This window comes from Lutibacter sp. Hel_I_33_5 (assembly GCF_007827455.1).
Taxonomy (GTDB): domain Bacteria; phylum Bacteroidota; class Bacteroidia; order Flavobacteriales; family Flavobacteriaceae; genus Polaribacter.
On the sequence record NZ_VISM01000001.1, the window covers coordinates 356,266 to 381,326 of the forward strand.

The following is a 25,061-nucleotide window of genomic DNA, read 5'->3' on the forward strand; positions in this document are numbered from 1 at the left end:
GTTTTAAAATAATGTTTGTTGATTTTCATCATTATTTTCTTTTTTCTTTTTGATTGCCTTTTTTAACAAAGCTGTTTTTTTATCGTCTTTATTAGGTAAATCAGGTAAAGAAGCATTTTTTATAGTTGGCACGTCTAAAGGTAAGGTTTCTTCTACAACCTCTTCAATAACTTCTTCTTCAATTACCTCTACTTCTTCTACTTTTGGTGCTTCTGGTTCCTCAAAAGGCAATGATTCTAATAAATTAACTTGCTTAATTTTATCTGTAGTTAATTGATTTCCTAGTGCTTTTATACCTTTTACAGCTATAAATTCCTCTAAATTAATCTCCATTTTTTCTAAACTACGTTTAGAAAAAATAATTTCTGCCATCGGACGATAATCCGTTGCTACAATCTCTAATTGCGACTTTTCGTGTTCAGATATAAAAACCTCTTCCTTTTCTGGAGTTTCTATTAAAAAACGTTTGATATAATAACGTTGCTTATCTCCATCAAAATAAATTGCAGAGATAGGTTTCTTTGAGTTCCATTTTTCTAAGACAATCATATCTTCTTCAAAATGCATCCCAAGATTAGGCTTCACTGCTTTAATTTTACCTGATTGAGTTGCTATCAATAATTTATCTTCTGCTCTAAATTCTCCTAACAACTCACCTCTTTCATCAACATTTAAACGTTGAACAGCATCATCAAACCAAATTTTACGTGGTTTTAAGGTAGAAACTCCTTCAGATTTAAAATCGACACTTTTTATAGCGTATTTTGTAATTGTATTTCCTCTTACTCCTCTACCTTTCACTGCTAAATCAGCAAAATCTATATCCCATTTCATTTTTTTGACACTACCGACAGCTCTTAAATTTATCGTAACTACTTCTGCTTCTCCGTTAGGATTTGCAGTAAAATACAGTACTTTTGATCCTTTATTTCCGTTTGCTAAATCATATTCTTTATCACGTGTAACAGAAGTAACATTAAAACGCTTCATATAACTAGCGCCTTTTGTTCCGTCTTTGTACATATAATTGTAAACAGTTCTTTTATCCTTTTTCTTAAAAATCGCGATATGAATAATGTCTTTACCAACAAACGTTTTAGAATCGACTTTTGTAACCATCATTTTACCATCTTTTCTAAAAACAATTACATTATCGATATCGGCACAATCGGTAACATATTCATCTTTTTTAAGTGATGTTCCAACAAAACCTTCTGCCCTATTTACATAAAGTTTTGTATTTCTCATTACTACTTTTGTAGCAACGATATCATCAAAAATTCTGATTTCTGTTTTACGTTCTTTTCCTTTACCGTATTTATCTTTTAGATTTTTAAAATAATCGATAGCAAACTCGATTAAGTTATCTAAATGATTTTTTACAACGGCAATTTTATCTTCTAAACTTTCTATATGCTGTTTGGCTTTATCAATATCGAACTTAGAAATCTTTTTAATTCTGATTTCTGTTAAACGTACAATATCTTCTTCAGTAATAGCGCGCTTTAAATGTTTAATATGAGGTTTTAAACCTTTATCGATAGCGGCAATTACGCCTTCCCAAGTTTCTTCTTCTTCGATATCTCGATAGATTCTATTCTCTATAAAAATTCTTTCTAAGGATGAAAAATGCCACTGTTCTTCTAATTCATTTAATTGAATTTCTAATTCACGTTTTAACAATTCTACAGTTAAATCTGTAGAATGTTTTAGCATTTCTGAAACACCTACAAAAACTGGTTTATTATTTTCTATGGTACAACACAAAGGTGAAATTGAAGACTCGCAATTTGTAAAGGCATACAACGCATCTATAGTTTTATCTGGCGATACATTTGGCGGCAAATGCACCAAAATTTCGACATTCGCAGCTGTATTATCTTCTATTTTTTTAACCTTTATTTTCCCTTTTTCATTTGCTTTTAAAATACTATCAATTAAAGAAGTGGTAGTTGTTCCAAAAGGAATTTCGGTAATTACTAAGGTTTTTTTATCAAGTTGAGATATTTTTGCTCTTACTCTAACTTTTCCACCACGTTTTCCATCATTATAATTGGTAAAATCAGCAATTCCACCAGTTAAAAAATCAGGAACTATTTTAAAACTTCTTCCTTTTAAGTATTTGATTGAAGCATCAATTAATTCAATAAAATTGTGTGGTAATATTTTAGTGGATAAACCAACAGCAATCCCTTCTGCTCCTTGCGCTAATAAAAGCGGAAATTTAACAGGTAAATCAATAGGTTCTTTACGTCTTCCATCATAAGAAAGTTTCCAAGCGGTCGTTTTTGGATTAAAAACAACTTCTAGAGCAAATTTTGATAAACGAGCTTCAATATATCTAGATGCTGCAGCTCTATCTCCTGTTAAGATATTTCCCCAATTTCCTTGCATATCAATCAGTAATTCTTTCTGACCAATTTGCACCATAGCATCTGCAATGGAAGCATCACCATGTGGATGATATTGCATGGTATGCCCAACAATGTTCGCAACTTTATTATAACGTCCATCATCCAAATCCTTCATAGAATGCATTATTCTACGCTGTACTGGTTTTAAACCGTCTTCCAAAGAAGGAACGGCTCTTTCTAAAATTACATACGAAGCATAGTCTAAAAACCATTCTTTGTACATTCCTGTAACCTTAGTAATGGTTTCCTCTTGAGGTGAATCTAAATTATCATTTTGATTCGTTAATTCTTCTTCGTGTTCGTTGTCGTTTATTTCTTCACTCATTCTTAAACGTTTAACTGTTTAATCGTTTATTTTCTGTTGAATATTAAAATTACTTTTTATAGCCTATTTTGTTTCTTTCTGATTTATTCTCTTTTTTCTCTATCAATTCATCTAAATAAGAAAACACTAACTCTATATTTTTAGAATTATTAGTAATTTTCTTTTTGATTGACTCTATTTCTAATTGCACTGAAACATTATCACTTAATAATTGACGCATTTTAGTAAATATTCTTATAATTTTAATATTTACAGCAATTGCTCTATCACTATTTAAAACACTAGATAACATTGCAACTCCTTGCTCTGTGAAAACCATTGGAGCATAACGTAAGCCCATTTTATCAGATTTGGAGGTCGCAAATTGCGTCCTCCAATTTTCCAATTCATTTTTAGTTAATTCAAACATAAAATCACTTGGAAAACGACTTATATTTCTTCTAACAGCTTCCTTTAATCTTTTTGTTTCTACCTGATATAATTCCGCTAAATCTCTATCTAACATTACTTTTTGATTGCGAATCAAATAGATTTTATTGGTAATAATTTCATCAGGAATTATTCTATTCTCTTTTTCTTCTTTCATTTTTTATTCTTGAGGTCACAACTTGTGATCTCCAATTTTCATTCACTTGCTCAAAGTCTTTTCCTTCGGAAAGGATTTAGGATAGGCTACTCCTCTTCAACATAATCCAATTCTACTTTTAAATTCTCTATGATAAATTTCTGCCTATCGGGAGTGTTTTTTCCCATATAGAATTGAAGCATTTGTTCAATCGACATTTCTTTATCTAACATTACCGGATCCAAACGAATATCATCACCAATAAAATGTACAAATTCATTTGGAGAAATTTCACCCAATCCTTTAAATCGTGTTATTTCTGGTTTCCCTCTTAATTTACCTATTGCTTCTCTCTTTTCTTCATCAGAATAACAATAGAAAGTTTGTTTTTTATTTCGAACTCTAAACAACGGAGTTTCTAAAATATATAAATGTCCTTCTTTAATTACTTCAGGAAAAAATTGAAGAAAAAACGTAATTAATAACAAACGAATATGCATTCCATCTACATCGGCATCTGTAGCAATTACAATATTGTTATAACGTAAATCTTCTAAACCATCTTCTATATTTAAAGCGGCTTGTAATAAATTAAACTCTTCGTTTTCATACACGATTTTCTTTGATAAACCGTACGAATTTAAAGGCTTTCCTTTTAAGCTGAAAACTGCTTGGGTATTTACATTACGTGATTTTGTGATCGATCCAGAAGCAGAATCTCCCTCTGTAATAAAAAGTGTAGTTTCTAAATGAGCTTCCTTTTTGGTATCTCCTAAATGAATTCTACAATCGCGCAATTTTTTATTATGCAAACTTGCTTTTTTAGCTCGATCACGAGCTATTTTACGAATTCCAGAAAGTTCTTTACGTTCCTTCTCTGCTTGTAATATTTTCTTCTGTAACTTTTCTGCTACATCTGTATTTTTATGTAAATAATTATCCAGCTGAGTTTTTAGAAAATCGTTGATATATGTTCTTACCGTTGGCATTCCATCACCCATTTCCGTAGAACCTAACTTTGTCTTGGTTTGACTTTCAAAAACCGGCTCCATCACTTTTATAGAAACCGCAGAAATAATAGATTTTCTAATATCTGAAGCCTCAAAGTTCTTACCATAATATTCTCTAATTGTTTTTACAATTGCTTCTCTAAAAGCTGCTTGATGTGTACCACCTTGTGTGGTATGCTGTCCGTTTACAAACGAATGATATTCTTCTGAATATTGTGTTTTACTATGTGTTAAGGCAACTTCAATATCATTGCCTTTTAAGTGAATTACAGGATACAACATATCATCTTGATTGTTATTATCCTCTAATAAATCCTTTAAACCGTTTTCTGAAACATATTTTTCTCCATTAAAAATAATGGTTAAACCTGTGTTTAAATACACATAGTTTTTTAGCATTTTAGCTACATACTCATTTCTGAACTTATATTTCTTAAAGATAGTTTCATCTGGAACAAAAGAAACTTTCGTTCCTTTTCTTCTAGTGGTTTCTTCTAATTTTTCTTGATTTGTTAAAACTCCTTGTTCAAATTCTGCCGATGCAGATTTTCCATCTCTATTAGATTCTACTCTAAAAAAAGAAGAAAGTGCATTTACTGCTTTGGTACCAACTCCGTTTAAACCTACCGATTTTTTAAAAGCTTTAGAATCATATTTTCCACCCGTATTCATTTTAGAAACTACGTCTACAACTTTTCCTAACGGAATTCCACGACCATAATCTCTAACGATAACTTTACTTCCTTGAATAGAAATTTCGATGGTTTTTCCAGCACCCATCACATATTCATCAATAGAATTGTCTAAAACTTCTTTTACAAGAATGTAAATTCCGTCATCTGGAGAAGAGCCATCGCCCAACTTACCAATGTACATTCCTGGACGCATTCTAATGTGCTCTTTCCAATCTAGAGAGCGAATATTATCTTCCGTATATTTTGTTTCTTGAGCCATAAAATCTAAACTAGCAGAGTGCTTGAAGTCCATGCTAAAATACCATTAACTAACAAAAAATGAAATGGCTAAAAGAATTAGTTATCAACAGGATTTCAACGAATAAAAGCGTACTGTTTTTACATAAAAATCACAAAATTAAACAATGCGTTGTATTTTTAAACAAATGATGATTCTTTAAGAGTTTTAAATACTTTTGTAGCATAAATAAACACAGATATTTTGGAAAGAGAAACACTTTTAAGATTAGCGAATAAATACGGAAGTCCTTTATACGTTTACGACACAGATAAAATTGAATCACAATACAACAGGTTAACAGATGCTTTTAGTTCTGTTAAAAACCTAAAGTTGAATTACGCTGTAAAAGCACTTTCAAATATCAATATATTAAAATTCTTTAAAAATATTGGAGCTGGTTTAGATACAGTTTCTATTCAAGAAGTTCAATTGTGTTTAACAACAGGAATAGATCCAAAGGATATTATTTTTACACCAAACGGAGTTTCACTTCAAGAAATTGAAGAAGTAGCAAAATTAGGCGTTCAGATTAATATTGACAACCTTTCAATCTTAGAGTTATTCGGACAAAAACATCCTAATATTCCAGTATGTGTGCGTATCAATCCACATATTATGGCAGGTGGAAATTCTAAAATTTCTGTCGGTCATATCGATTCTAAATTTGGAATTTCAATTCACCAAGTACCACATATTAAGCGTGTTGTAGAAAACACTGGTATGAATATCAACGGAATTCATATGCATACAGGTTCTGATATTTTAGATATTGATACTTTTTTAAGAGCATCAGAAATATTGTTTGATGTTGCTCGAAACTTTAAAAATATTGATTTTATCGATTTTGGAAGTGGTTTTAAAGTACCTTATAAAGAAGGCGATATCTCTACAGATATTGAGCAATTAGGCGTTCAACTTTCTGAGCGTTTTAACGAATTTTGTTCTGAATACGGAAAAGACATAACACTAATGTTCGAACCAGGGAAATTTTTAGTTTCTGAAGCTGGAAATTTCTTAGCAAAAGTTAATGTTGTAAAACAAACTACTTCTACAGTTTTTGCACATGTAGATTCAGGATTTAACCATTTGGTAAGACCAATGATGTACGATTCTTATCATCATATTACTAATATTTCTAACCCAGAAGGAAGAGACAGATATTATTCTGTTGTTGGGTATATTTGTGAAACAGATACTTTTGGTTCTAACCGTAGAATTTCGGAGATTTCTGAAGAAGATGTTTTATGCTTCCACAATGCGGGCGCATATTGTTTCTCAATGGCCTCTAACTACAATTCCAGGTATTTACCAGCAGAAGTTATGTTGCATAAAGGCCAAGATTATTTGATAAGAAAAAGACAAACTTTAGATGATATTTTACACAATCAAGAAGTTGTTAATTTTACAAAAAAAAAGAAAATTAAAGAACTAGTTGAAGCTTAAGATTAACTAAAACATAAATACATCCACTAGAAATATTTTTTTAGTGGATTTTTTTACATTTACACCCATAAACAAAACAATTTTATAATGAAAATTCTAGGAATAGGCAGTAATTATGTTACTGATTTAAAAGATATTGAAGAGAAAAAGAAAGCGAAGAAATTCATCTTTTCTAAACCATCATCAAGTTTAGCAATTAATCGTGATGTTGAATACCCAAGTATTACAAATCAATTAATTTACGAAGTTGAATTAGTGATTAAAATTGGAAAGGAAGGAAAAAACATCGCAAAGAAAGATGCAAACTCTTATATCTCGGAAATTGCCGTTGGAATAGATTATACAGCAAAAGATCTTTTAAGTGATGCTAGAGAAACAAAACATCCATGGGAATTTGCAAAAGGATTTGATGGTGCTGCTCCTATATCTAGCTTTAAATCGATTACAGAATATCCTAATTTAGCGGATATTAATTTCGATTTGAAAATTAATGAAGAATTAAAACAAGAAAGCAATACAGCGTATATGATTAATGATTTTGCTGATATTATTGTGTTTATTTCTGAATATATGACTTTGCAACCAGGAGATTTAATTTTTACAGGAACACCTGCTTTAGGAAAAGGAGAAATTTTTAAAGGAGATCAATTACAATGTTCAATTAATGGTGAATTGATGTTAGATTTTAAAATGATCTAAAATAAATATCAAGCAAAGTAGTATCCACTAGAAATGTATTTTAATACAGTTTTAGTGGATATTTTTTTTACATTTACTTTATGAGATTAGTACTTTCTAAAACAGAAGATATTCCTGCAATTATGCAAATTATTAACGATGCAAAAAAACATTTAGCATCTCAGAAAATAGATCAATGGCAAAACGGATATCCGAATCAAGAACAGATTGAAAACGACATTCTAAAAAAACGAAGTCATGTTGTTAAGAATGATGAAAATCAAGTAATAGCAACTTCAATGTTTACTGTAGATCCAGAGCCAACATATAAAACTATTGAAGGTGATTGGGTGATTGATGAAAAAGAAACCTATGGAGTTATTCATAGATTAGCGATTAAATCAGCATTCAGAAAAAACGGAATTGCACAATTTATTTTCAATGAGTTTCATCAACAATTAAAAGATAAAAACATTAAAAGTTTAAAAATTGACACGCATGAAGAGAATACTCAAATGCAAGCGCTCATCAAAAAATTAGGCTACCAATATTGCGGAATTATTTACACAAGTTACAACGCAAAAAGATTGGCTTTTGAGAAAGTAATTTCTTTTTAAAAATACGTCATATGACGTATTGGGTGATAGAACATCCATTAGTAATTTTGAAGTAATTATAACTACTTTAAAATTACAATTATGAAAAAATTACTCATTCTAGCTTTTATGCTAATTAGCGCTTTTAATTTTGCTCAATTAAAAGTTGTAAGTGATATTAACAAAGGGACTTCTGGAAGTAATCCAGAGGATTTTTTTGAATTTAAAGGGGAATTGTACTTTTCTGCATTAATTACAGAGCCATATACAAATAACGATGTAATAAAGTTATGGAAAACTGATGGTACTGAAATAGGCACCAAACAACTTGAAGATATAGAACGGACACGTAATAATTATTTTCATTACTCAGAAAATTACATTTTTTATTTTAATGGACAAAAGTTTGTGAAAACTGACGGGACTACAACACAAGATGTAAATATAGATTTAGCTAATTTCCAATATGTTGTGGGAGCTTATGGCAATTACTTTTATTTTATTAATTCTATTGGAGAGGAAAGGGCTTTGTACAAAACAGATGGCACAACTACAACCTTGTTGAAATCTTTTCCCAAAAGTGAGCGCTTATCTGCTTCCGATAACAAGAAGAATATATTTAAGTTTAATGACAGTAAAATTATTATTTATTTAGAAACAGAGACTCATGGAAGAGAACCTTATATTACTGATGGAACACCAGCAGAAACAAAACTTTTAAAAAACATCACTATAAATGATAGTAGCACAGAAAACACAACATTTCATCAAGTAAATAATTTCAGTGTTTTTAAAATAGGAGTTAACCATTTATGGAAAAGTGATGGAAGTGAAAATGGAACAAAAAAAATTAAAGAATTTACATTTTCAAGAACCAAAATAATAGATTTTATAACTCCATTTAATAGCAAACTATATTTTAGTTATTATAAAGAATTGTGGGAAACAGATGGTACAGAAACAGGTACAAAAATGGTTTTTGATGAGATTAATAATGAAGGACTAATAAGAGGTATTTCTAAAATTGGAAACAATTTAATGATATTAACTCAACAAGCTGTTCATTTGTATGATGGAAGTTCAAACACAACGACTAAACTTAATACACCAGATTTGTCTTTAGTGCAAACTAAATTTATAAGTATTGGTAACAAAGCATATTTTAATGCAGATTATAAGGGTCAAGGATTTAGAATTTGGACTACAGACGGAACAGAAGCAGGAACTAAATCTCTAAAACCAGTATGGCCAGATGGAAAAGTTCCAAGTACTTTACAAAAAATTAACAATAAACTTATCTTTTCTTCTGGAAGTACACAAGGAACTTATAACATTGGCGAACTTTGGGTTTCTGATGGTACAGATACAGGTACAAAACTATTAAAAGACATAAATAAAGCTGGTAATATAAATTCAAGTCCTCAATTTCTGACCAAATTAAACGGAAAAGTATACTTTGCTGCTGATGATAATATTAATGGTAGAGAGTTATTCGTTTTTGATGGTACAACTACAACATTAGTAAAAGATATAAATCCCGGTTTTCAGTCAAGTAAACCTCATGATTTTTATTTGTTCGGTGATAAAATTATTTTTAAAGCCTATTCGTTAGATAAAGGCTTAGAACTTTGGATTACTGACGGAACTACAGCAGGAACTAAAATCTTAAAAGATATCAATCCAAATGGAGATGGTTTTTTAAATGATAATAGAGCTTATGTAAGAATTGGTTATTTTAAAGAGTTTAATAGTGAACTTTATTTTTTCGCAAACAATGGAACAAATGGTATGGAGTTGTGGAAAACTGATGGAACTGAGGCTGGAACAACAATGCTAAAAGATATTAATTCAGGTGCTAATTCTTGTTCAAGACCAGCACTTGATTTGAGACCAAAAATAGTTGAAACTAATAATGAACTTTACTTTTATGCTGCTATTTCTGGTTCAGATAATAATTTAAGTTCATTTAAAATGTGGAAAACTGATGGAACCACAGATGGAACAGTATTAGCAGATGATATAAATAGTGCGGTAAAAAGCAATACTATTTCAGGAAATAAATCTTTTAGCTTTAACAACCATTTTTATTTTTATGGTAGAGAGTTTTCTACCAATCAGTTAAAATTATTTAGAACAGATGGAGCCAATACTATTAAATTTATTCCAAACTTAAAAATCTATCAAACTACTCAATTTTTTCCAAATTCAGAAAGAATCTATTATGTTTATAATGAAAATATGGGTGCAGGAACTGAACTTTGGGCTATAGAAAAAGATGATACTGTTGGTTTATTCAAAGATATAGTAAGTGGTGCACATAGTTCTTCACCCTCACGCTTTTTTAAAATTAATGGGTATTTATATTTTCAAATATCAAATGCAGATTTTAAGGGTGAACTTTGGAGAATTGGTGATAATTTTCAACCAGAAGTAGTTCTTTCTCCACAAAATAATCTAGGTTTTAATGGTTATGAGAGATTACTATCAAATGGTGAAGATTTATTAATTTTTGAAGCGGATGTTAATGTTGGATATAAACTGTCTCAACTAGATCTCACTACAAAAACATTAACTGAGGTATTTTCTATAAATAATAAATTTATATACGGACAAACTGTAGGCGGTTTTAACGTATATCATACCATAATAAATGATAAGTTATATTTTACAGGAAATATAGAAGGAAAAGGAGAAGAATTACTTTCTATAGATTTTAAAACATTAAGTATAGAAAATCTAAGCTTAAATCATAACAGCAGAATTATTATATATCCTAATCCTGTTAAAAATGATTTATCAATAAAATTGAAATCAAAAATTAAAAAAGGAAGCATATTTAATATCTTAGGTAAAAAGATCTTATCCTTTTCTTCAAAGAAAGTAGATGTTTCTAGAATTAATCCAGGTATTTATATTTTGAAGGTAGAAGATATATATGGTAATATTTCATCAAAGAAATGGATTAAAAAATAAAAAAAAGTAAAATAAAACTATATTTACAACCTCATAAATTCAATTTTATGAGGTTTCTTTTTTAGATAAATCCAAAGACAAAAATGCAATTACTTCAATATATAATTCAACAAACACAAATCTCAGAGAAATCTGTTAAAAACACGATTTCTTTACTAAATGAAGATGCTACAATCCCTTTTATCTCTAGATATAGAAAAGAAATGACTGGGAATTTAGATGAAGTTCAAATTGGTGAAATTGTAAAATATAAAGAAGCTTTTGAGGGTTTAGAAAAACGAAAAAAAGCAATTTTAAAAGCATTAGAAGAGCAAAATGTTTTAACAGTTGAGTTATCACAAAAAATTAATATAACTAAAGATTTAATCACTTTAGAAGACTTGTATCTACCTTTTAAAAAGAAACGTAAAACCAAAGCGGAAACAGCACGTTTACAAGGTTTGGAACCGTTGGCAAAAATGATAATGAGTCAGCGAGTAAATGATTTAGAACATACAGCATCAAAATATACTTCTAAAGAAGTTAAAACTATTGATGATGCTTTAGAAGGCGCTCGTTTTATAATTGCAGAATGGATAAATGAACGTACAGATATTAGAAATAACATTAGAAGAGAATTAGAAAGATATGCTACCATTTCATCTAAAGTTATAAAAACTAAAAAAGATGATGAAAAAGCGCAAAAGTTCAAAGACTATTTTGATTGGAATGAATCATTGAATAGAATTCCTTCACATCGATTATTAGCAATTTTAAGAGCAGAAAATGAAGGTTTTATTCGTGTTAAAATAGAAATTGATAAAGAAAGAGTACTTCTAAAAATGGAAGATAGAATCATTCGTACTCAAAACGAATGTACTACTCAAATTGAATTAGCCATTCAAGATGCTTTTAAACGTTTATTATTTCCATCTTTATCAAACGAAGCTTTATCCAATGCAAAAGAAAAGGCAGATGAAGCAGCTATAATCGTTTTTACAAAAAACTTAAAACAATTATTATTGGGCGCTCCTTTGGGCGGAAAAAGAGTTTTAGCTATTGATCCTGGTTTTAGATCGGGTTGTAAAATTGTTTGCTTAAATGAGCAAGGAAATTTAATGCACAACGAAAATGTATTTCCGCATGCGCCACAAAATCAATCTTTTGATGCGATAAAGAAAATTAGTTCTCTCGCAGAAGCGCATAAAATTGAAGCAATTGCCATTGGAAACGGAACAGCTTCAAGAGAAACAGAACAATTGATTAAAATGATTCAATTTAAAAATGAAATAGAGGTTTATGTTGTTAGTGAGGCTGGCGCATCTATTTATTCTACTTCTAAAATTGCAAGAGATGAGTTTCCTAATTATGATGTTACTGTTCGTGGGGCAGTTTCTATAGGAAGAAGATTGCAAGATCCTTTAGCGGAATTAGTGAAAATTGATGCAAAATCAATTGGAGTTGGCCAATATCAGCATGATGTTGATCAAACAAATTTAAAAAAATCACTAGATACTGTTGTAGAAAGTTGCGTGAATACGGTAGGTGTAAACATCAATACAGCAAGCGAATTTTTGCTGAGTTATGTTTCTGGAATTGGACCAAAAATTGCAGAAAACATTGTAAATTATAGAAATGAAAATGGTTCTTTTACATCGAGAACTACTATAAAAAAAGTAGCACGCTTAGGCGGAAAAGCATTTGAGCAAGCTGCTGGTTTTTTAAGAATAAAGAACGCCAAAAATCCTTTAGATAATTCTGCTGTTCATCCAGAAAGCTATGGTTTGGTTGATAAAATTGCGAAAGATTTAAATAAAAGTATTGCTGATTTAATTGGAAATAAAGAAATTCTTCAGAAAATCAACTTACAAAAATATTGTACAGAAACTATTGGTTTACCTACGCTACAAGACATTATTAGCGAATTAGAAAAACCTGGTTTAGATCCAAGAGCGAAAGCAAAAGTCTTTTCTTTTGATGCAACTATTAAAACGATTACTGATTTAAGAATTGGTCAACTTTTACCAGGAATTGTAAATAACATCACCAATTTTGGTTGTTTTGTTGATATCGGCATTAAAGAAAGTGGACTAATTCATGTTTCTAATTTATCTGATACTTTTGTAAAAGATGTCAATGCATTTGTAGCGCTTCAACAACAAATTGTAGTCAAAGTTTTAGAAGTTGATGTGGCTAGAAAGAGAATTCAATTGGCTTTAGTGAAATAATTCTCTTGTTCTCTTCAAAAAACTATTATTAAGAAGGTATTTATTTATAAAAATGATGGTTTTTATCATCATTATTTTACTTTTATATATTTTATGATGGCAAAAACCATCAAAAAAAATATTTTTTATTTTAATTTACATATCTTTGTGTTGGCAAAAACCAACATTAATTATACAAAACAAGGTTAAAGATGGTAAATACTAACAATAATTGGATTTCAATGAATGATAAATCAATCATAAAATCCATTGGAAATTATATAAAGCATCAACGCTTAAATCAAAATAAAACACAAGGGAAAATTGCAAAAACTGCGGGTGTTAATCGCTCTACAATTAGTCAAATAGAAAATGGAGAAGCAATTTCCTTGAGTTCTTTAATTCAGATATTAAGGGCTTTGAATTTATTAAGCGTCCTAGATGTTTTTAATGTTAATACACAACCAAGCCCTTTAGAGCTTGCTAAAATTGAAAAACAAAAAAGAAAAAGAGCTAGAGATACTAATGATAATCCTAAAAATGAAAGTAAATGGTAAGCATAAAAACTGCCTATGTTAAAATATGGGGAGAAGTTATAGGCGCTATCGCATGGAATGAAGATCAAGGATTTGCAAGTTTTGAGTACACACAAAAATTCAAAGCAAAAGGTTTGGATTTAGCTCCTATAAAAATGCCGATCAATGCTAATCAACAAATATTTTCTTTTCCTGAATTAAAAGCAAGTAGAAACAGTGAATTTGATACCTTTAAAGGATTACCAGGTTTATTAGCAGATGTATTGCCAGATAAATACGGAAATCAACTTATGAATGTTTGGTTGGCACAAAATGGTAGGCCAGAAAATAGCATGAATCCAATAGAGCAATTATGTTTTATAGGAACAAGAGGAATGGGCGCTTTAGAATTTGAACCTACACAACTGCCTTCTGTAAAAAATACGTTTGAAGTACAGGTAAATAGTTTGGTAAATATTGCACAAAAAATGCTGCATAAAAGAGAAGATTTTAAAACAGATCTTACTAAAAATCAGCAGCAAGCAATGACAGAAATTTTAAAAATTGGGACTTCTGCTGGTGGTGCAAGACCAAAAGCAATTATTGCATACAATCCTAAAACTGGTCAAGTACGTTCTGGGCAAACCAACGCACCAAAAGGTTTTGAACATTGGCTGATTAAATTAGATGGTGTAAGTGACGAACAGTTTGGAACAAGTAAAGGTTACGGAAGAATAGAAATGGGCTATTATTTGATGGCAAAAGATTGTGGTATAAACATGATGGAATCTAAATTATTAGAAGAAAATAATAGAGCCCACTTTATGACCAAACGATTTGATAGAGAAGGAAATAAAACAAAGTTTCATGTGCAAACTTTTTGTGCAATGCAACATTATGATTTTAATGAAGTAGGAAATTTTAGTTATGAACAGCTTTTTCAAACAATGAGAATATTACGTTTGCCATATCCAGAAGCAGAACAAATGTATCGTAGAATGGTATTTAATGTGATTGCTAAAAATTGCGACGATCATACAAAAAACTTTGCTTTTAGATTAAAAGAAAATGAATCTTGGGAAATAGCTCCTGGATATGATATTTGCTATGCTTACAGACCTGACAGTATATGGGTAAGTCAGCATGCATTAAGTATTAACGGAAAAAGAAAAGGATTTACAAAAGCTGATTTATTAACTTTTGCAAAAGCAATAAATATAAAAAAAGCTGAAAAAATTGTTGATGAAATCAATGACAAAATACAACAATGGCCTATATATGCTGATAAAGTTGGTGTCTATAAAAAACAAAAAGAAGCAATACAAAAAACACTATTGAATTTAAAATAGTTATGATTGAAGAAGACAGAAATACAAGAAAAAGAAAAATTGCTCAATTAACATTTAAAGAGAAAATACCATTCTTCTTGTTTCCTTTTGGTTTTGGCTCAAATTTATTTCCTGTTAAAGACTATAATGATTCTGAACTAGATCGTTTTAAGAAATATGGCTTTGAAAAAAAATACAATGATGCTATTAAATTAAAGAAATTAGGAATCATTTTTTATTTTATTATCCCTATAATTTTACTACTTTTCAAAACTCTTAATTCATAAAATTTGAAAGTCTGTATTGCCGAGAAACCAAGTGTTGCCAGAGAAATCGCTACTATTTTAGGAGCCAACACAAAACGTGATGGCTTTTATGAAGGTAATGGTTATGCAGTAACCTACACTTTTGGGCATTTATGCACACTTTTAGAACCTAAAGATTACAAACCACATTGGAAAAGTTGGGATTTAAATAACTTACCCATGTTACCAGAACGCTTTGATACCAAGGTTACTGGCGATGCTGGTATCAAAAAACAATTTAACATTGTTAAAGATTTATTCAAAAAAGCAGATGTTATCATTAATTGTGGGGATGCTGGAACAGAAGGAGAATTAATTCAACGTTGGGTAATTAATCAATGTAATTATAAAGGAGAAGTTCAGCGTTTATGGATTTCATCACTAACCGAAGAAGCTATTAAAGAAGGTTTTAAAAACTTAAAACCTGCCGAACAATATGACAATTTGTATTACGCAGGATTTTCTAGAGCAATTGGAGATTGGCTATTAGGATTAAACGCAACGCGTTTATATACTGTTAAATTTGGTGGTTACAAACAAGTTTTATCTGTTGGAAGAGTGCAAACTCCTACCCTTGCTATGTTGGTAAATCGATATTTAGAAATTCAGAATTTTAAACCACAACCTTATTGGGAATTACAAACTACGTATAGAAATACACTTTTTAATTATGAAGATGGACGTTTTCTAAAACAAGAAGACGGACAAATTTTAGCAGATAAAGTAGCTGAAACTGACTTTGAAATTGTTTCTGTAACCAAAAAGAAAGGAAAAGAATACGCGCCAAAACTCTTTGATTTAACAGGGTTACAAGTGTATTGTAATAATAAATTTGGTTTTTCTGCGGATGAAACTTTAAAAATGGTCCAGAAATTATATGAGATGAAAGTGGTTACCTATCCTAGAGTTGATACTACTTTTTTACCAAATGATGTGTATCCAAAAGTAGCAGGAATTTTATCAAAATTAACCAATTATAAAGAACTAACTCAACCACTTTTAGGACAGAAAATAAAAAAGACAAAGCGTGTTTTTGATGATAAAAAAGTAACAGATCACCATGCGATAATTCCAACAGGAATTCAAGGGAATTTACAATATAATCAGCAACAAGTATATGATATTATCACCAAAAGATTTATTGCTGTTTTTTATCCAGATTCCGATGTTTCAAACACTTCAGTTATCGGAAAAGCTGCTGACGTTCCTTTTAAAACAACAGGAAAAGAAATTATTAATAAAGGTTGGCGAGTTGTTTTTGAGTCGAAAGAATCAACAATAAAAAAAGAACTCACAGAAAAACTAACACTTCCTTCTTTTAAAAAAGGTGAAAAAGGAAAACACGAACCTTCATTTTTAGAAAAAGAAACAAAACCACCTAGAAATTTTACAGAAGCTTCGCTCCTACGCGCTATGGAAACTGCTGGAAAACAAGTAGATGACGATGAAATGCGTGAATTAATGAAAGAAAATGGTATTGGAAGACCTTCTACTAGAGCAAGTATTATTGAAACCTTATTCCGAAGAAAATATATTGAACGTAAAAAGAAATTAGTACTGCCAACACAAACCGGAATCGATTTAATTAATTTGATTGATAACGAATTATTAAAATCTGCTGAATTAACTGGACGTTGGGAAAAACGTTTAAAAGAAATTGAACGCGGTGAATTTAATGCTGGTACGTTTATCAATAACATGAAAAAAATGGTGGATGAATTGGTCTATGAAGTTCGATCTAATAAAACAGTCAAACGTATTTCATCTCAATCTGTCACTTCGAGCGCAGTCGAGAAGTCTCAAAAGATTTCTCCAAAAGGTCGAAATGACAAAAAAACAAAAAAACAACTTGTAGGAAAAACCTGTCCTAAATGTAAAAAAGGAACTATTATAAAAGGCTCTACTGCTTATGGTTGTTCGGAATATAAAAATAATTGCGATTTAAAACTTTCTTTTAACATCTACGGAAAGAAAGTTTCAGAAAATCAATTAATTCGTTTAATTGATAAAGGCTGCACTACCAATTTAAAAGGTTTTAAAACGGATAATGGTTCTGTTGAAGGTTTAATTCGTTTTGATGAAACTTTTGCTTTAAAGCTCGAACCAAAAGAAGCAATTGAGAAAAAATATTCTGATAAAATCTCATGCCCAAAATGTAAAAAAGGAACAATTTTAAAAGGAAAATCTGCCTATGGCTGCTCTAATTATAAATCAGGATGTGATTTTGTATTTACTTTTGAAAACATTAAAAAAGCTGCCAACGGTAAAATGCTGACTAAAGAATTGGTACTTTCTATAATTAATCAATAGTTAAAGGAAACTATTGATTGTATTTCCAATTATTAGTTTAAATTTATAAAAAATAAATGCTAAATATTTAATGGATTTCACAAACCCACTTGTGTATGGTGTTCCTTGCTTTTTAGGACTCATTTTAGTTGAATTAACTTATAGTAAACATCATAAAAGTAAAAAGAAAAACCTCTATAAGTGGAAAGATTTAGGTGCTAGCCTTACCATGGGGATTGGCTCTACAGTTTTAGCTCCTTTAACTAAAACCATTGCCGCTATTGTACTTTTTAATTTTGTCTATGATGTTTTTAATCCCATTGTTGATGGAGTTCGTACAAATATAATGGGGTATGAATCATTTGGTTATGCTTGGTATATTTGGTTAATCTGTCAATTATTAGATGATTTTAGTTACTATTGGTTTCATAGACAAAATCATAATGTTCGCTTTCTTTGGGCTGCCCATATTGTACATCATTCTTCTAGTAATTTTAATTTAGGAACAGCTGTTAGAAATGGTTGGTTTACTATTTTTTATAAACCATTTTTTTATATGTGGATTCCTGCAATTGGTTTTCCACCAGAAATGTTGGTTGTATGTTTAGGAATTGAAGCTTTATGGCAATTTCAATTACATACTGTTTATGTTCCAAAATTAGGATTCATTGAAAAATTCATGAATACACATACAATGCATCAAGTACATCATGCACAAAATTTAGAATATATGGATAAAAATCATGGAGGTTTTTTAAATGTTTTTGATAAAATTTTTGGTACTTGGAAAGAATTGGATGAAACTATTGATATAAAATACGGAGTTACACATCCACCAAACTCGTACAATCCATTAGTGATTCTTACTCATGAATATAAAGATATTTGGATTGATATGAAAAAATCTAAAAACTGGTATCACAAATTTATGTACGCATTTGCGGCGCCAGGTTGGAGTCATGATGGATCTACAAAGACTATAAAGCAACAACAAAGATTAATTAAAGAAAATAGTTAATACACTAATCAATCATTGTTTTTATATAGAAACTCTCAACCTTTTCTCTTGCCCAAGGTGTTGTTCTTAAAAATTTCAAACTAGATTTATAGGTAGGATTATTTTTAAACGCATTGATATTTAAAGTATCACCTAGTTCTTCCCAACCAAATTCTAAATACAATTCTTCTACAATAGTTGCTAATTTTATTCCGTGTAATGGATTATTAGGTTGTTCTTGTCTCATTAATTTTTAAATTTTCCTTAAACAAAAGTAGTGTTAAATATTTTTTCTGAATTTAAAATATTTAGCAAATTTTAATGATTGAATATTACGAATTTTTCAATAATTTAGCGGAAATTTAATGAAATCCACAAATGAAGAATATCGCATTACATAAAGTTCACGAAAGCCTTGGCGCAAAAATGGTTCCTTTTGCAGGTTATAATATGCCTGTACAATATGAAGGTGTAACCGCAGAACACTTAACCGTTAGAGAATCTGTTGGAGTTTTTGATGTAAGCCATATGGGAGAATTTTTGGTTGAAGGAGAAAATGCATTAGCATTAATACAAAAAGTAACATCAAATGACGCATCTAAATTAAAAGTTGGTGATGCCCAATACAGTTGTTTCCCAAATGAAGATAACGGAATTGTAGATGATTTAATCTGTTATCGATTAAAAGAAGAAACCTATTTATTAGTAGTAAATGCTTCTAATATTGAAAAAGATTGGAATTGGATTTCTAAATATAATGAGGAGTTTGACGCAAATATTAGAGACCTTTCAGAAGGATATTCTTTATTAGCAATACAAGGGCCAAAAGCTATTGAAGCAATGCAAAGCTTAACTTCTGAAGATTTAGCTGCTATAGATTTTTACACGTTTAAAATTACTGATTTTGCTGGTTATGAAGCAATAATAGTTTCTGCAACGGGTTACACAGGTTCTGGTGGATTCGAAATATATTGTAATAATGATGTTGTTGAAGATATTTGGAACAAAGTTTTTGAAGCCGGAGCAGATTTTGGCATCAAACCAATTGGCTTAGCAGCAAGAGATACATTGCGATTAGAAATGGGATATTGTTTATATGGGAACGATATTGATGACACCACCTCTCCTATTGAAGCTGGATTAAGTTGGATTACAAAATTTACCAAAGACTTTGTTAATCATGAAGCTTTAGCTAAAGAAAAAGAGCAGAAACCAGAACGTAGATTAGTTGCTTTTGAGTTAGATGAAAGAGGTATCCCAAGACAAGGGTATGATATTGTTGATGGCAACGGAAAAAAGATTGGAAATGTAACATCAGGTACGATGAGTCCTTGTTTAAGCAAAGGAATTGGTATGGGATATGTACCTAGAATATTTGCAAAATCGGGAACACAAATACATATCCAAGTTCGTAAAAAAGCAATTCCTGCAACAGTTGTAAAACTACCTTTTTATAAAGGATAAATGTTACTTACTTTTATTTTTTGACACAATTATTATCCCAAGAATCACAATTGTTGACCCTAAAACCTGAATTAACGATAGTCTTTCATCCAAAAAGAAATACGCTAGAATTATTGTAGAAATTGGACCAAAACTTCCAATAATTGAAAAATTAGATGCGTTCATTTTTTTTATCGCCCAAGACACTAAAAAAGAAGGGATCAATGTAGATACTGTTGCCATTAAAAAACCAAAAAAGTAAACTTCTTTCGGATAATCGAAAACAGATGCTCTGTCTAAAAGTAAATAATGAATACAGATACAAATTGTTGAAGTAATCATTGCATAAGAAGTAAACAAAAGCACACCAAATTTGGGAATTAACCAATCACTTCCTACTAAATATGTAGCATAAGTTAAGGCACTCATAAATATTAAAAAAGTTCCTAAAACAATATGATTTCCACTCGTATCTATTTCTCCCCAAAAAGTGATAATAATACCGATATAGGTTATAATAATAGCAATAACTTGATTTGAGGTTACTTTTGTTTTAAAGAAAATCCTTGAAATTATGATGACTAATGTTGGGAACACAAAAAGAATAATTCTTTCGTAACCAGCCTTTACATACTGTAATCCTAAAAAATCGAAATAGGCAGCTAAATAATAGCCAATGAATCCGAAGAAAATAATCCAGAGATAATCTTTTTTTACAACGCCCTTTTGCTTTTTATTTCTATAAAAATATGCGATCAACACATAAAAAGGGAATGCAAATAACATTCTAAACAACAATAAGTGTAGAGTTGTTACATTGTATTGATAGGCTAATTTTACCATGACGGCTTTTGCAGAAAAAAGAATAACGCCTAATAAACCAATAAAAACTCCTGATGCAAATATGTTGGATACTTTCATCTTTCTAAAGTATAAAAGACAAAATTTTAAAATATCTGTAGAATCTTAATTATACGATGTTCAGATAAGGAAATTAAATAATATAACCTTTATTAAACATTAAATCTAAAATGCATTACATCTCCATCTTTAACTATGTAATCCTTCCCTTCTACTCGCATTTTACCAGCTTCTTTTACTTTAGCTTCACTACCAAAAGTTACATAGTCTTCATAAGAAATGGTTTCAGCTCTAATAAATCCTTTTTCAAAATCGGTATGAATTACTCCTGCTGCTTGTGGTCCAGTTGCTCCGATAGGGATTGTCCAAGCTCTTACTTCTTTTACACCAGCTGTAAAATAAGTTTGTAAATTTAATAATTTATATGCAGAACGAACTAATCTAGAAACTCCTGCTTCTTCTAAACCAATATCCTCTAAAAACATCTGACGCTCTTCATAATCTTCTAGTTCAGTAATATCTGCTTCTGTCCCAACCGCTAAAACAATTACTTCTGCATCTTCATCTTTAACAGCTTCTTTTACTATATCTACATATGCATTTCCAGAAACTGCAGCGTTCTCATCAACATTACACACATATAATACTGGTTTTGCTGTAATAAATTGTAGTGATTGAACAATCTCCATTTCTTTTTCAGAAAAATCTAATGCTCTAACTGAAACACCTTGTAATAAAGTTTCTTCTACCTTTAATAAAATAACTAATTCGGCTTGGGCTTCCTTATTCCCTGTTTTTGCTGTTCTTTTAACTCTCTCAAGTCTTTTCTGAACAGTTTCTAAATCTTTTAATTGCAGTTCAATATCAATAGTTTCTTTATCACGAACTGGGTCTACCGAATTATCTACATGTATAATATTATCATTATCAAAGCAACGTAATACATGTAAAATAGCATCCGTTTCTCTAATATTTGCTAAAAACTGATTCCCTAAACCTTCTCCTTTACTCGCTCCTTTTACTAAACCAGCAATATCAACTATTTCAACAGTTGCAGGTAATACCTTTTCTGGATTTACCAATTCTTCTAATTTCTCTAAACGAGCATCAGGAACATTTACAACACCTAAATTTGGTTCTATTGTACAAAAAGGAAAGTTAGCACTTTGCGCTTTTGCGTTTGATAAACAGTTAAATAAGGTTGATTTTCCTACGTTAGGTAATCCTACAATTCCAGCTTTCATCTTTACTTGTTTTTTAGCGATTGCAAATATAATTTTTTTAATAGAATTAAGCATTGATGTATAAGATATAATCCATGTTTTACTCATCAAATAGTATTAAAGAACAATACAATCAACAATTCAACGCTACAACATTACTAATATATAGAGGTGTTTATTAATAATTCATTAATAAATTGTTATTTATTTTAATAATTTCTTAGTATGTTTGCTCTGCTATCGACCCCACAAATCATTAATTCGAAACAATTTAAACTTAATATTTTATGAAGAAAATTACCTTAGTATTAACATTACTATTAGTTAGTAGTGTGGCATTTAGCCAATTAAAAATTTCTGGTGTCGTAAGTGACCAGAATAAAGACCCACTTCCAGGGGCAAGTGTTCTTGAAAAAGGAACAACAAACGGAACATCAACCGATTTTGATGGAAACTACGAATTAACAGTTGGTGATAATGCTGTTTTAGTAGTTAGTTTTGCAGGTTATGAAACTAAAGAAGTTTCTGTTAATGGTAGAACTAATTTAAATATTTCTTTATCAGAAGGGTTATTATTGGAAGAAATAGTTGTTACTGGTAACAGAGCAAAACCTAGAACAATTCTAGATTCTCCTGTACCTATTGATAATATTGATGTTCAAGAATTACAAAGAAGTGGTAAGCCAACATTTGACAGAATGTTAGTATTTAAAGTACCTTCTTTTAATTCTCAAAATCAAGCAATATCAGATGCAACAGCTCATTATGATCCAGCTGATTTACGTGGAATGGGACCAAGTAGAACCTTAGTTTTAATAAATGGAAAGCGTAAAAATCAAAGTGCACAAGTATATTTAAATAGAACACCTGGTAAAGGAGAAGTTGGGGTTGATTTAAAAAGTATACCTACTGCTGCAATAGATAGAGTTGAAGTTTTACGTGACGGAGCATCTGCACAGTATGGTTCTGATGCGATTGCTGGAGTATTAAATATTATTTTAAAGAAAGATCAAGAATATTCGACTTTTACTTCAAAAGCAGGAATTACATCACAAAATGATGGATTCAATTTTGCTGCTGATTATAATACTTCTTTTGAATTTGGAAATGAAGGTTTTGTAAACTTAACTTTAGGTTATTATAAGCAAAACATAACAAATAGAGCTGGAATTGTTTCAGATACAGGAAGTACTCCAAGAGATGTAGCATGGTTAGCTGCTAACCCAACTGCTAATATGACAGTTGGTCAACCAGAAATGGAAAAAGGAGATTTATTTATTAATGCAGAGCATCCATTTGGTGATAATGCTACGCTATATACTTTTCATGGCTTTACAACAAGAACAGGTAAAAGTTTTGCATATTACAGAGCTCCATATTGGAGAAATGATGTAGCTAATGCTAACTTTATTACTGCAAATCCTAATGATTTTATTGGATATCAACCAACTTTTGAAACTGCAATTGATGACCATATCAATTCAGCTGGTATTAGATTTGATATCAATGATAAATGGAAAGCAGATGCTAGTATTACATTTGGATCTAATGATGTATTTTATACAGTAAACAATTCAGTAAATAGAGACTATTTAGCTGATCATGGTACTTCTCCAAGAACATTCAATCCAGGAGGTTACAGATTAACTAATGTTATAAATAATTTAGATGTTTCTGGATTAATATCTGAAGAAGTAAGTGTAGCCTTAGGTTTAGAATATAAAAAAGAAAGCTTTAGAGCTTTTGAAGGGAATCCATTGTCTTATTATAAAGGAGGTTCAGATTCTTTTGCCGGAATTAAACCAGCTGAAGCAGGACTTTGGAGCAGAAATAACTTTGCTGCATATGCTCAGTTAGATTATGATGTTTCAGAAGATTTATTATTAGGTGTTGCAGGTCGTTTTGAAGACTTTACAGATGCAGGAACAAATTTTTCTTGGAAAGTAAATGGTCGTTATAAATTAGGCGAAAATGGAGCAATTAGAGCTTCTTACAGTACAGGATTTAGAGCTCCAACATTACACCAACGTCACATTACCTTAAGTCAATATATTATTGTTGCAGGTTCATCAGAACCATTATTACAAGGTACTTTAGCAAATGATAATTCTGCTGTACAAGCATTAGGAGTTCCAAATTTAACTCATGAAACTTCAAAAAACATTTCTGCAGGTTTAACATATAAATTTGACAGAAACATTTCTGCTTCGTTAGATTTTTATAATATTAAAGTGAACGATAGAGTATTATTCTCTTCTCAAATTGGAACACTTGATGGTAATTTAGATGGATCAGATTCAGTTGAACAAATCTTAATTAATAACAATGTTGTTGCTGTACAATTTTTCATCAATGCTGGTAACACTAGTACAACAGGAGCCGATTTAGTTTTAAATTATAAAAACTTATTTGAAGTTGGTGAAGGAAAAGTTAACGCTAGTTTAGCTGCCAACTTTAATACTACAACTTTTGATGCTATTAATACTCCATCAGCATTAGCGAGTGGAGGCTATAATATTTTTGATAGACAAGAGCAAGGTTTAATTACAAATTCTAGACCAAAAAGTAAATTTATTTTAGGTTTAAACTATGTAGGTGATAAATGGGATTGGTCATTAAACAATACTCGTTTTGGAGAAGTTACAATTACTGCTCCACAATCAGGAGGAACAGATCAAGCTTTAGCTGCTAAAGTTTCTACGGATTTAGGATTTGTATATAAGTTAACAGATAAAATTAGTTTTAACGGAAATATCAACAACATTTTTGATGTATATCCAGATGTTACTTTAACTTCTACGAATACTGCACAAGCAGGATCTAGATTCCTTTATTCATCAGAAGTACAACAATTAGGACAGTTAGGTACAAATTTCGCATTAGGACTTAACTTTCAATTTTAATAAAATTTAACTCAATTAAATTTTGAGTTAAT

Annotated in this window: 18 protein-coding genes; 12 read left to right on the top strand and 6 right to left on the bottom strand. The window is 30.3% G+C overall.

The features are described 5' to 3' along the window. Window positions 1–3: 3 nt before the first annotated feature. The 3 genes from OD91_RS01570 to OD91_RS01580 form a co-directional block, all read right to left on the bottom strand. Window positions 4–2,739 (bottom strand): DNA gyrase/topoisomerase IV subunit A, encoded by a 2,736-nt coding sequence (locus OD91_RS01570; RefSeq protein ID WP_144894652.1) that lies wholly within the window; start codon window positions 2,737–2,739, stop codon window positions 4–6. 49 nt (window positions 2,740–2,788) lie between these two features. Continuing rightward, window positions 2,789–3,325 carry an ORF6N domain-containing protein gene (locus tag OD91_RS01575; RefSeq protein ID WP_144894653.1) on the bottom strand — a complete coding sequence of 179 codons (537 nt, stop codon included), beginning with the start codon at window positions 3,323–3,325 and terminating at the stop codon, window positions 2,789–2,791. A gap of 86 nt (window positions 3,326–3,411) precedes the next feature. Further along, a complete protein-coding gene (locus tag OD91_RS01580) occupies window positions 3,412–5,268 on the bottom strand; it encodes a DNA topoisomerase IV subunit B (protein WP_144896899.1) in 1,857 nt (618 codons plus the stop codon). Between the two features lie 222 nt (window positions 5,269–5,490). Here OD91_RS01580 and lysA point away from each other — a divergent pair, with 222 nt between their 5' ends. The 10 genes from lysA to OD91_RS01630 all read left to right on the top strand — a co-directional run bounded on the left by lysA (window position 5,491) and on the right by OD91_RS01630 (window position 18,620). Further along, entirely contained in the window at window positions 5,491–6,732 is a 1,242-nt protein-coding gene (gene lysA, locus OD91_RS01585; RefSeq protein ID WP_144894654.1) for a diaminopimelate decarboxylase, read from the top strand. Between the two features lie 87 nt (window positions 6,733–6,819). Further along, window positions 6,820–7,431, top strand: coding sequence for a fumarylacetoacetate hydrolase family protein (locus OD91_RS01590; RefSeq protein ID WP_144894655.1), 612 nt, complete (start codon window positions 6,820–6,822; stop codon window positions 7,429–7,431). Between the two features lie 80 nt (window positions 7,432–7,511). After that, window positions 7,512–8,027 carry a GNAT family N-acetyltransferase gene (locus tag OD91_RS01595; protein ID WP_144894656.1) on the top strand — a complete coding sequence of 172 codons (516 nt, stop codon included), beginning with the start codon at window positions 7,512–7,514 and terminating at the stop codon, window positions 8,025–8,027. A gap of 81 nt (window positions 8,028–8,108) precedes the next feature. Continuing rightward, window positions 8,109–10,979, top strand: coding sequence for a T9SS type A sorting domain-containing protein (locus tag OD91_RS01600; RefSeq protein WP_144894657.1), 2,871 nt, complete (start codon window positions 8,109–8,111; stop codon window positions 10,977–10,979). An 83-nt stretch (window positions 10,980–11,062) separates the two neighbouring features. Continuing rightward, the gene (locus tag OD91_RS01605; protein ID WP_144894658.1) at window positions 11,063–13,186 is read left to right on the top strand and encodes a Tex family protein; all 2,124 of its coding nucleotides are present in this window, start codon (window positions 11,063–11,065) and stop codon (window positions 13,184–13,186) included. 191 nt (window positions 13,187–13,377) lie between these two features. Further along, the gene (locus OD91_RS01610; protein WP_144894659.1) at window positions 13,378–13,722 is read left to right on the top strand and encodes a helix-turn-helix domain-containing protein; all 345 of its coding nucleotides are present in this window, start codon (window positions 13,378–13,380) and stop codon (window positions 13,720–13,722) included. After that, window positions 13,716–15,029 carry a type II toxin-antitoxin system HipA family toxin gene (locus tag OD91_RS01615; RefSeq protein ID WP_144894660.1) on the top strand — a complete coding sequence of 438 codons (1,314 nt, stop codon included), beginning with the start codon at window positions 13,716–13,718 and terminating at the stop codon, window positions 15,027–15,029. The genes OD91_RS01610 and OD91_RS01615 overlap by 7 nt, the downstream gene beginning before the upstream one ends. Window positions 15,030–15,031: 2 nt before the next feature. Next, window positions 15,032–15,295, top strand: coding sequence for a hypothetical protein (locus OD91_RS01620; RefSeq protein WP_144894661.1), 264 nt, complete (start codon window positions 15,032–15,034; stop codon window positions 15,293–15,295). Between the two features lie 3 nt (window positions 15,296–15,298). After that, window positions 15,299–17,623, top strand: coding sequence for a DNA topoisomerase 3 (locus OD91_RS01625; RefSeq protein WP_144894662.1), 2,325 nt, complete (start codon window positions 15,299–15,301; stop codon window positions 17,621–17,623). A gap of 70 nt (window positions 17,624–17,693) precedes the next feature. Continuing rightward, window positions 17,694–18,620 carry a sterol desaturase family protein gene (locus OD91_RS01630; RefSeq protein WP_144894663.1) on the top strand — a complete coding sequence of 309 codons (927 nt, stop codon included), beginning with the start codon at window positions 17,694–17,696 and terminating at the stop codon, window positions 18,618–18,620. Window positions 18,621–18,624: 4 nt separating this feature from the next. Here the strand turns inward: OD91_RS01630 and OD91_RS01635 are convergent, their stop codons facing one another. After that, window positions 18,625–18,846, bottom strand: coding sequence for a VF530 family DNA-binding protein (locus OD91_RS01635; protein ID WP_144894664.1), 222 nt, complete (start codon window positions 18,844–18,846; stop codon window positions 18,625–18,627). 131 nt (window positions 18,847–18,977) lie between these two features. Between OD91_RS01635 and gcvT the strand changes: the two genes are divergently transcribed. Then, window positions 18,978–20,063 carry a glycine cleavage system aminomethyltransferase GcvT gene (gene gcvT / locus OD91_RS01640; RefSeq protein ID WP_144894665.1) on the top strand — a complete coding sequence of 362 codons (1,086 nt, stop codon included), beginning with the start codon at window positions 18,978–18,980 and terminating at the stop codon, window positions 20,061–20,063. 3 nt (window positions 20,064–20,066) lie between these two features. Here gcvT and OD91_RS01645 read toward each other — a convergent pair whose 3' ends face one another. Together OD91_RS01645 and ychF are read right to left on the bottom strand one after the other, a co-directional pair. Beyond that, the gene (locus tag OD91_RS01645) at window positions 20,067–20,963 is read right to left on the bottom strand and encodes a DMT family transporter (RefSeq protein WP_144894666.1); all 897 of its coding nucleotides are present in this window, start codon (window positions 20,961–20,963) and stop codon (window positions 20,067–20,069) included. A gap of 92 nt (window positions 20,964–21,055) precedes the next feature. Then, the gene (ychF, locus tag OD91_RS01650) at window positions 21,056–22,147 is read right to left on the bottom strand and encodes a redox-regulated ATPase YchF (RefSeq protein WP_144896900.1); all 1,092 of its coding nucleotides are present in this window, start codon (window positions 22,145–22,147) and stop codon (window positions 21,056–21,058) included. A 266-nt stretch (window positions 22,148–22,413) separates the two neighbouring features. On the opposite strand from ychF, the gene OD91_RS01655 reads away from it, so the two are divergent. After that, the gene (locus OD91_RS01655; protein WP_144894667.1) at window positions 22,414–25,029 is read left to right on the top strand and encodes a TonB-dependent receptor; all 2,616 of its coding nucleotides are present in this window, start codon (window positions 22,414–22,416) and stop codon (window positions 25,027–25,029) included. Window positions 25,030–25,061 lie beyond the last annotated feature (32 nt).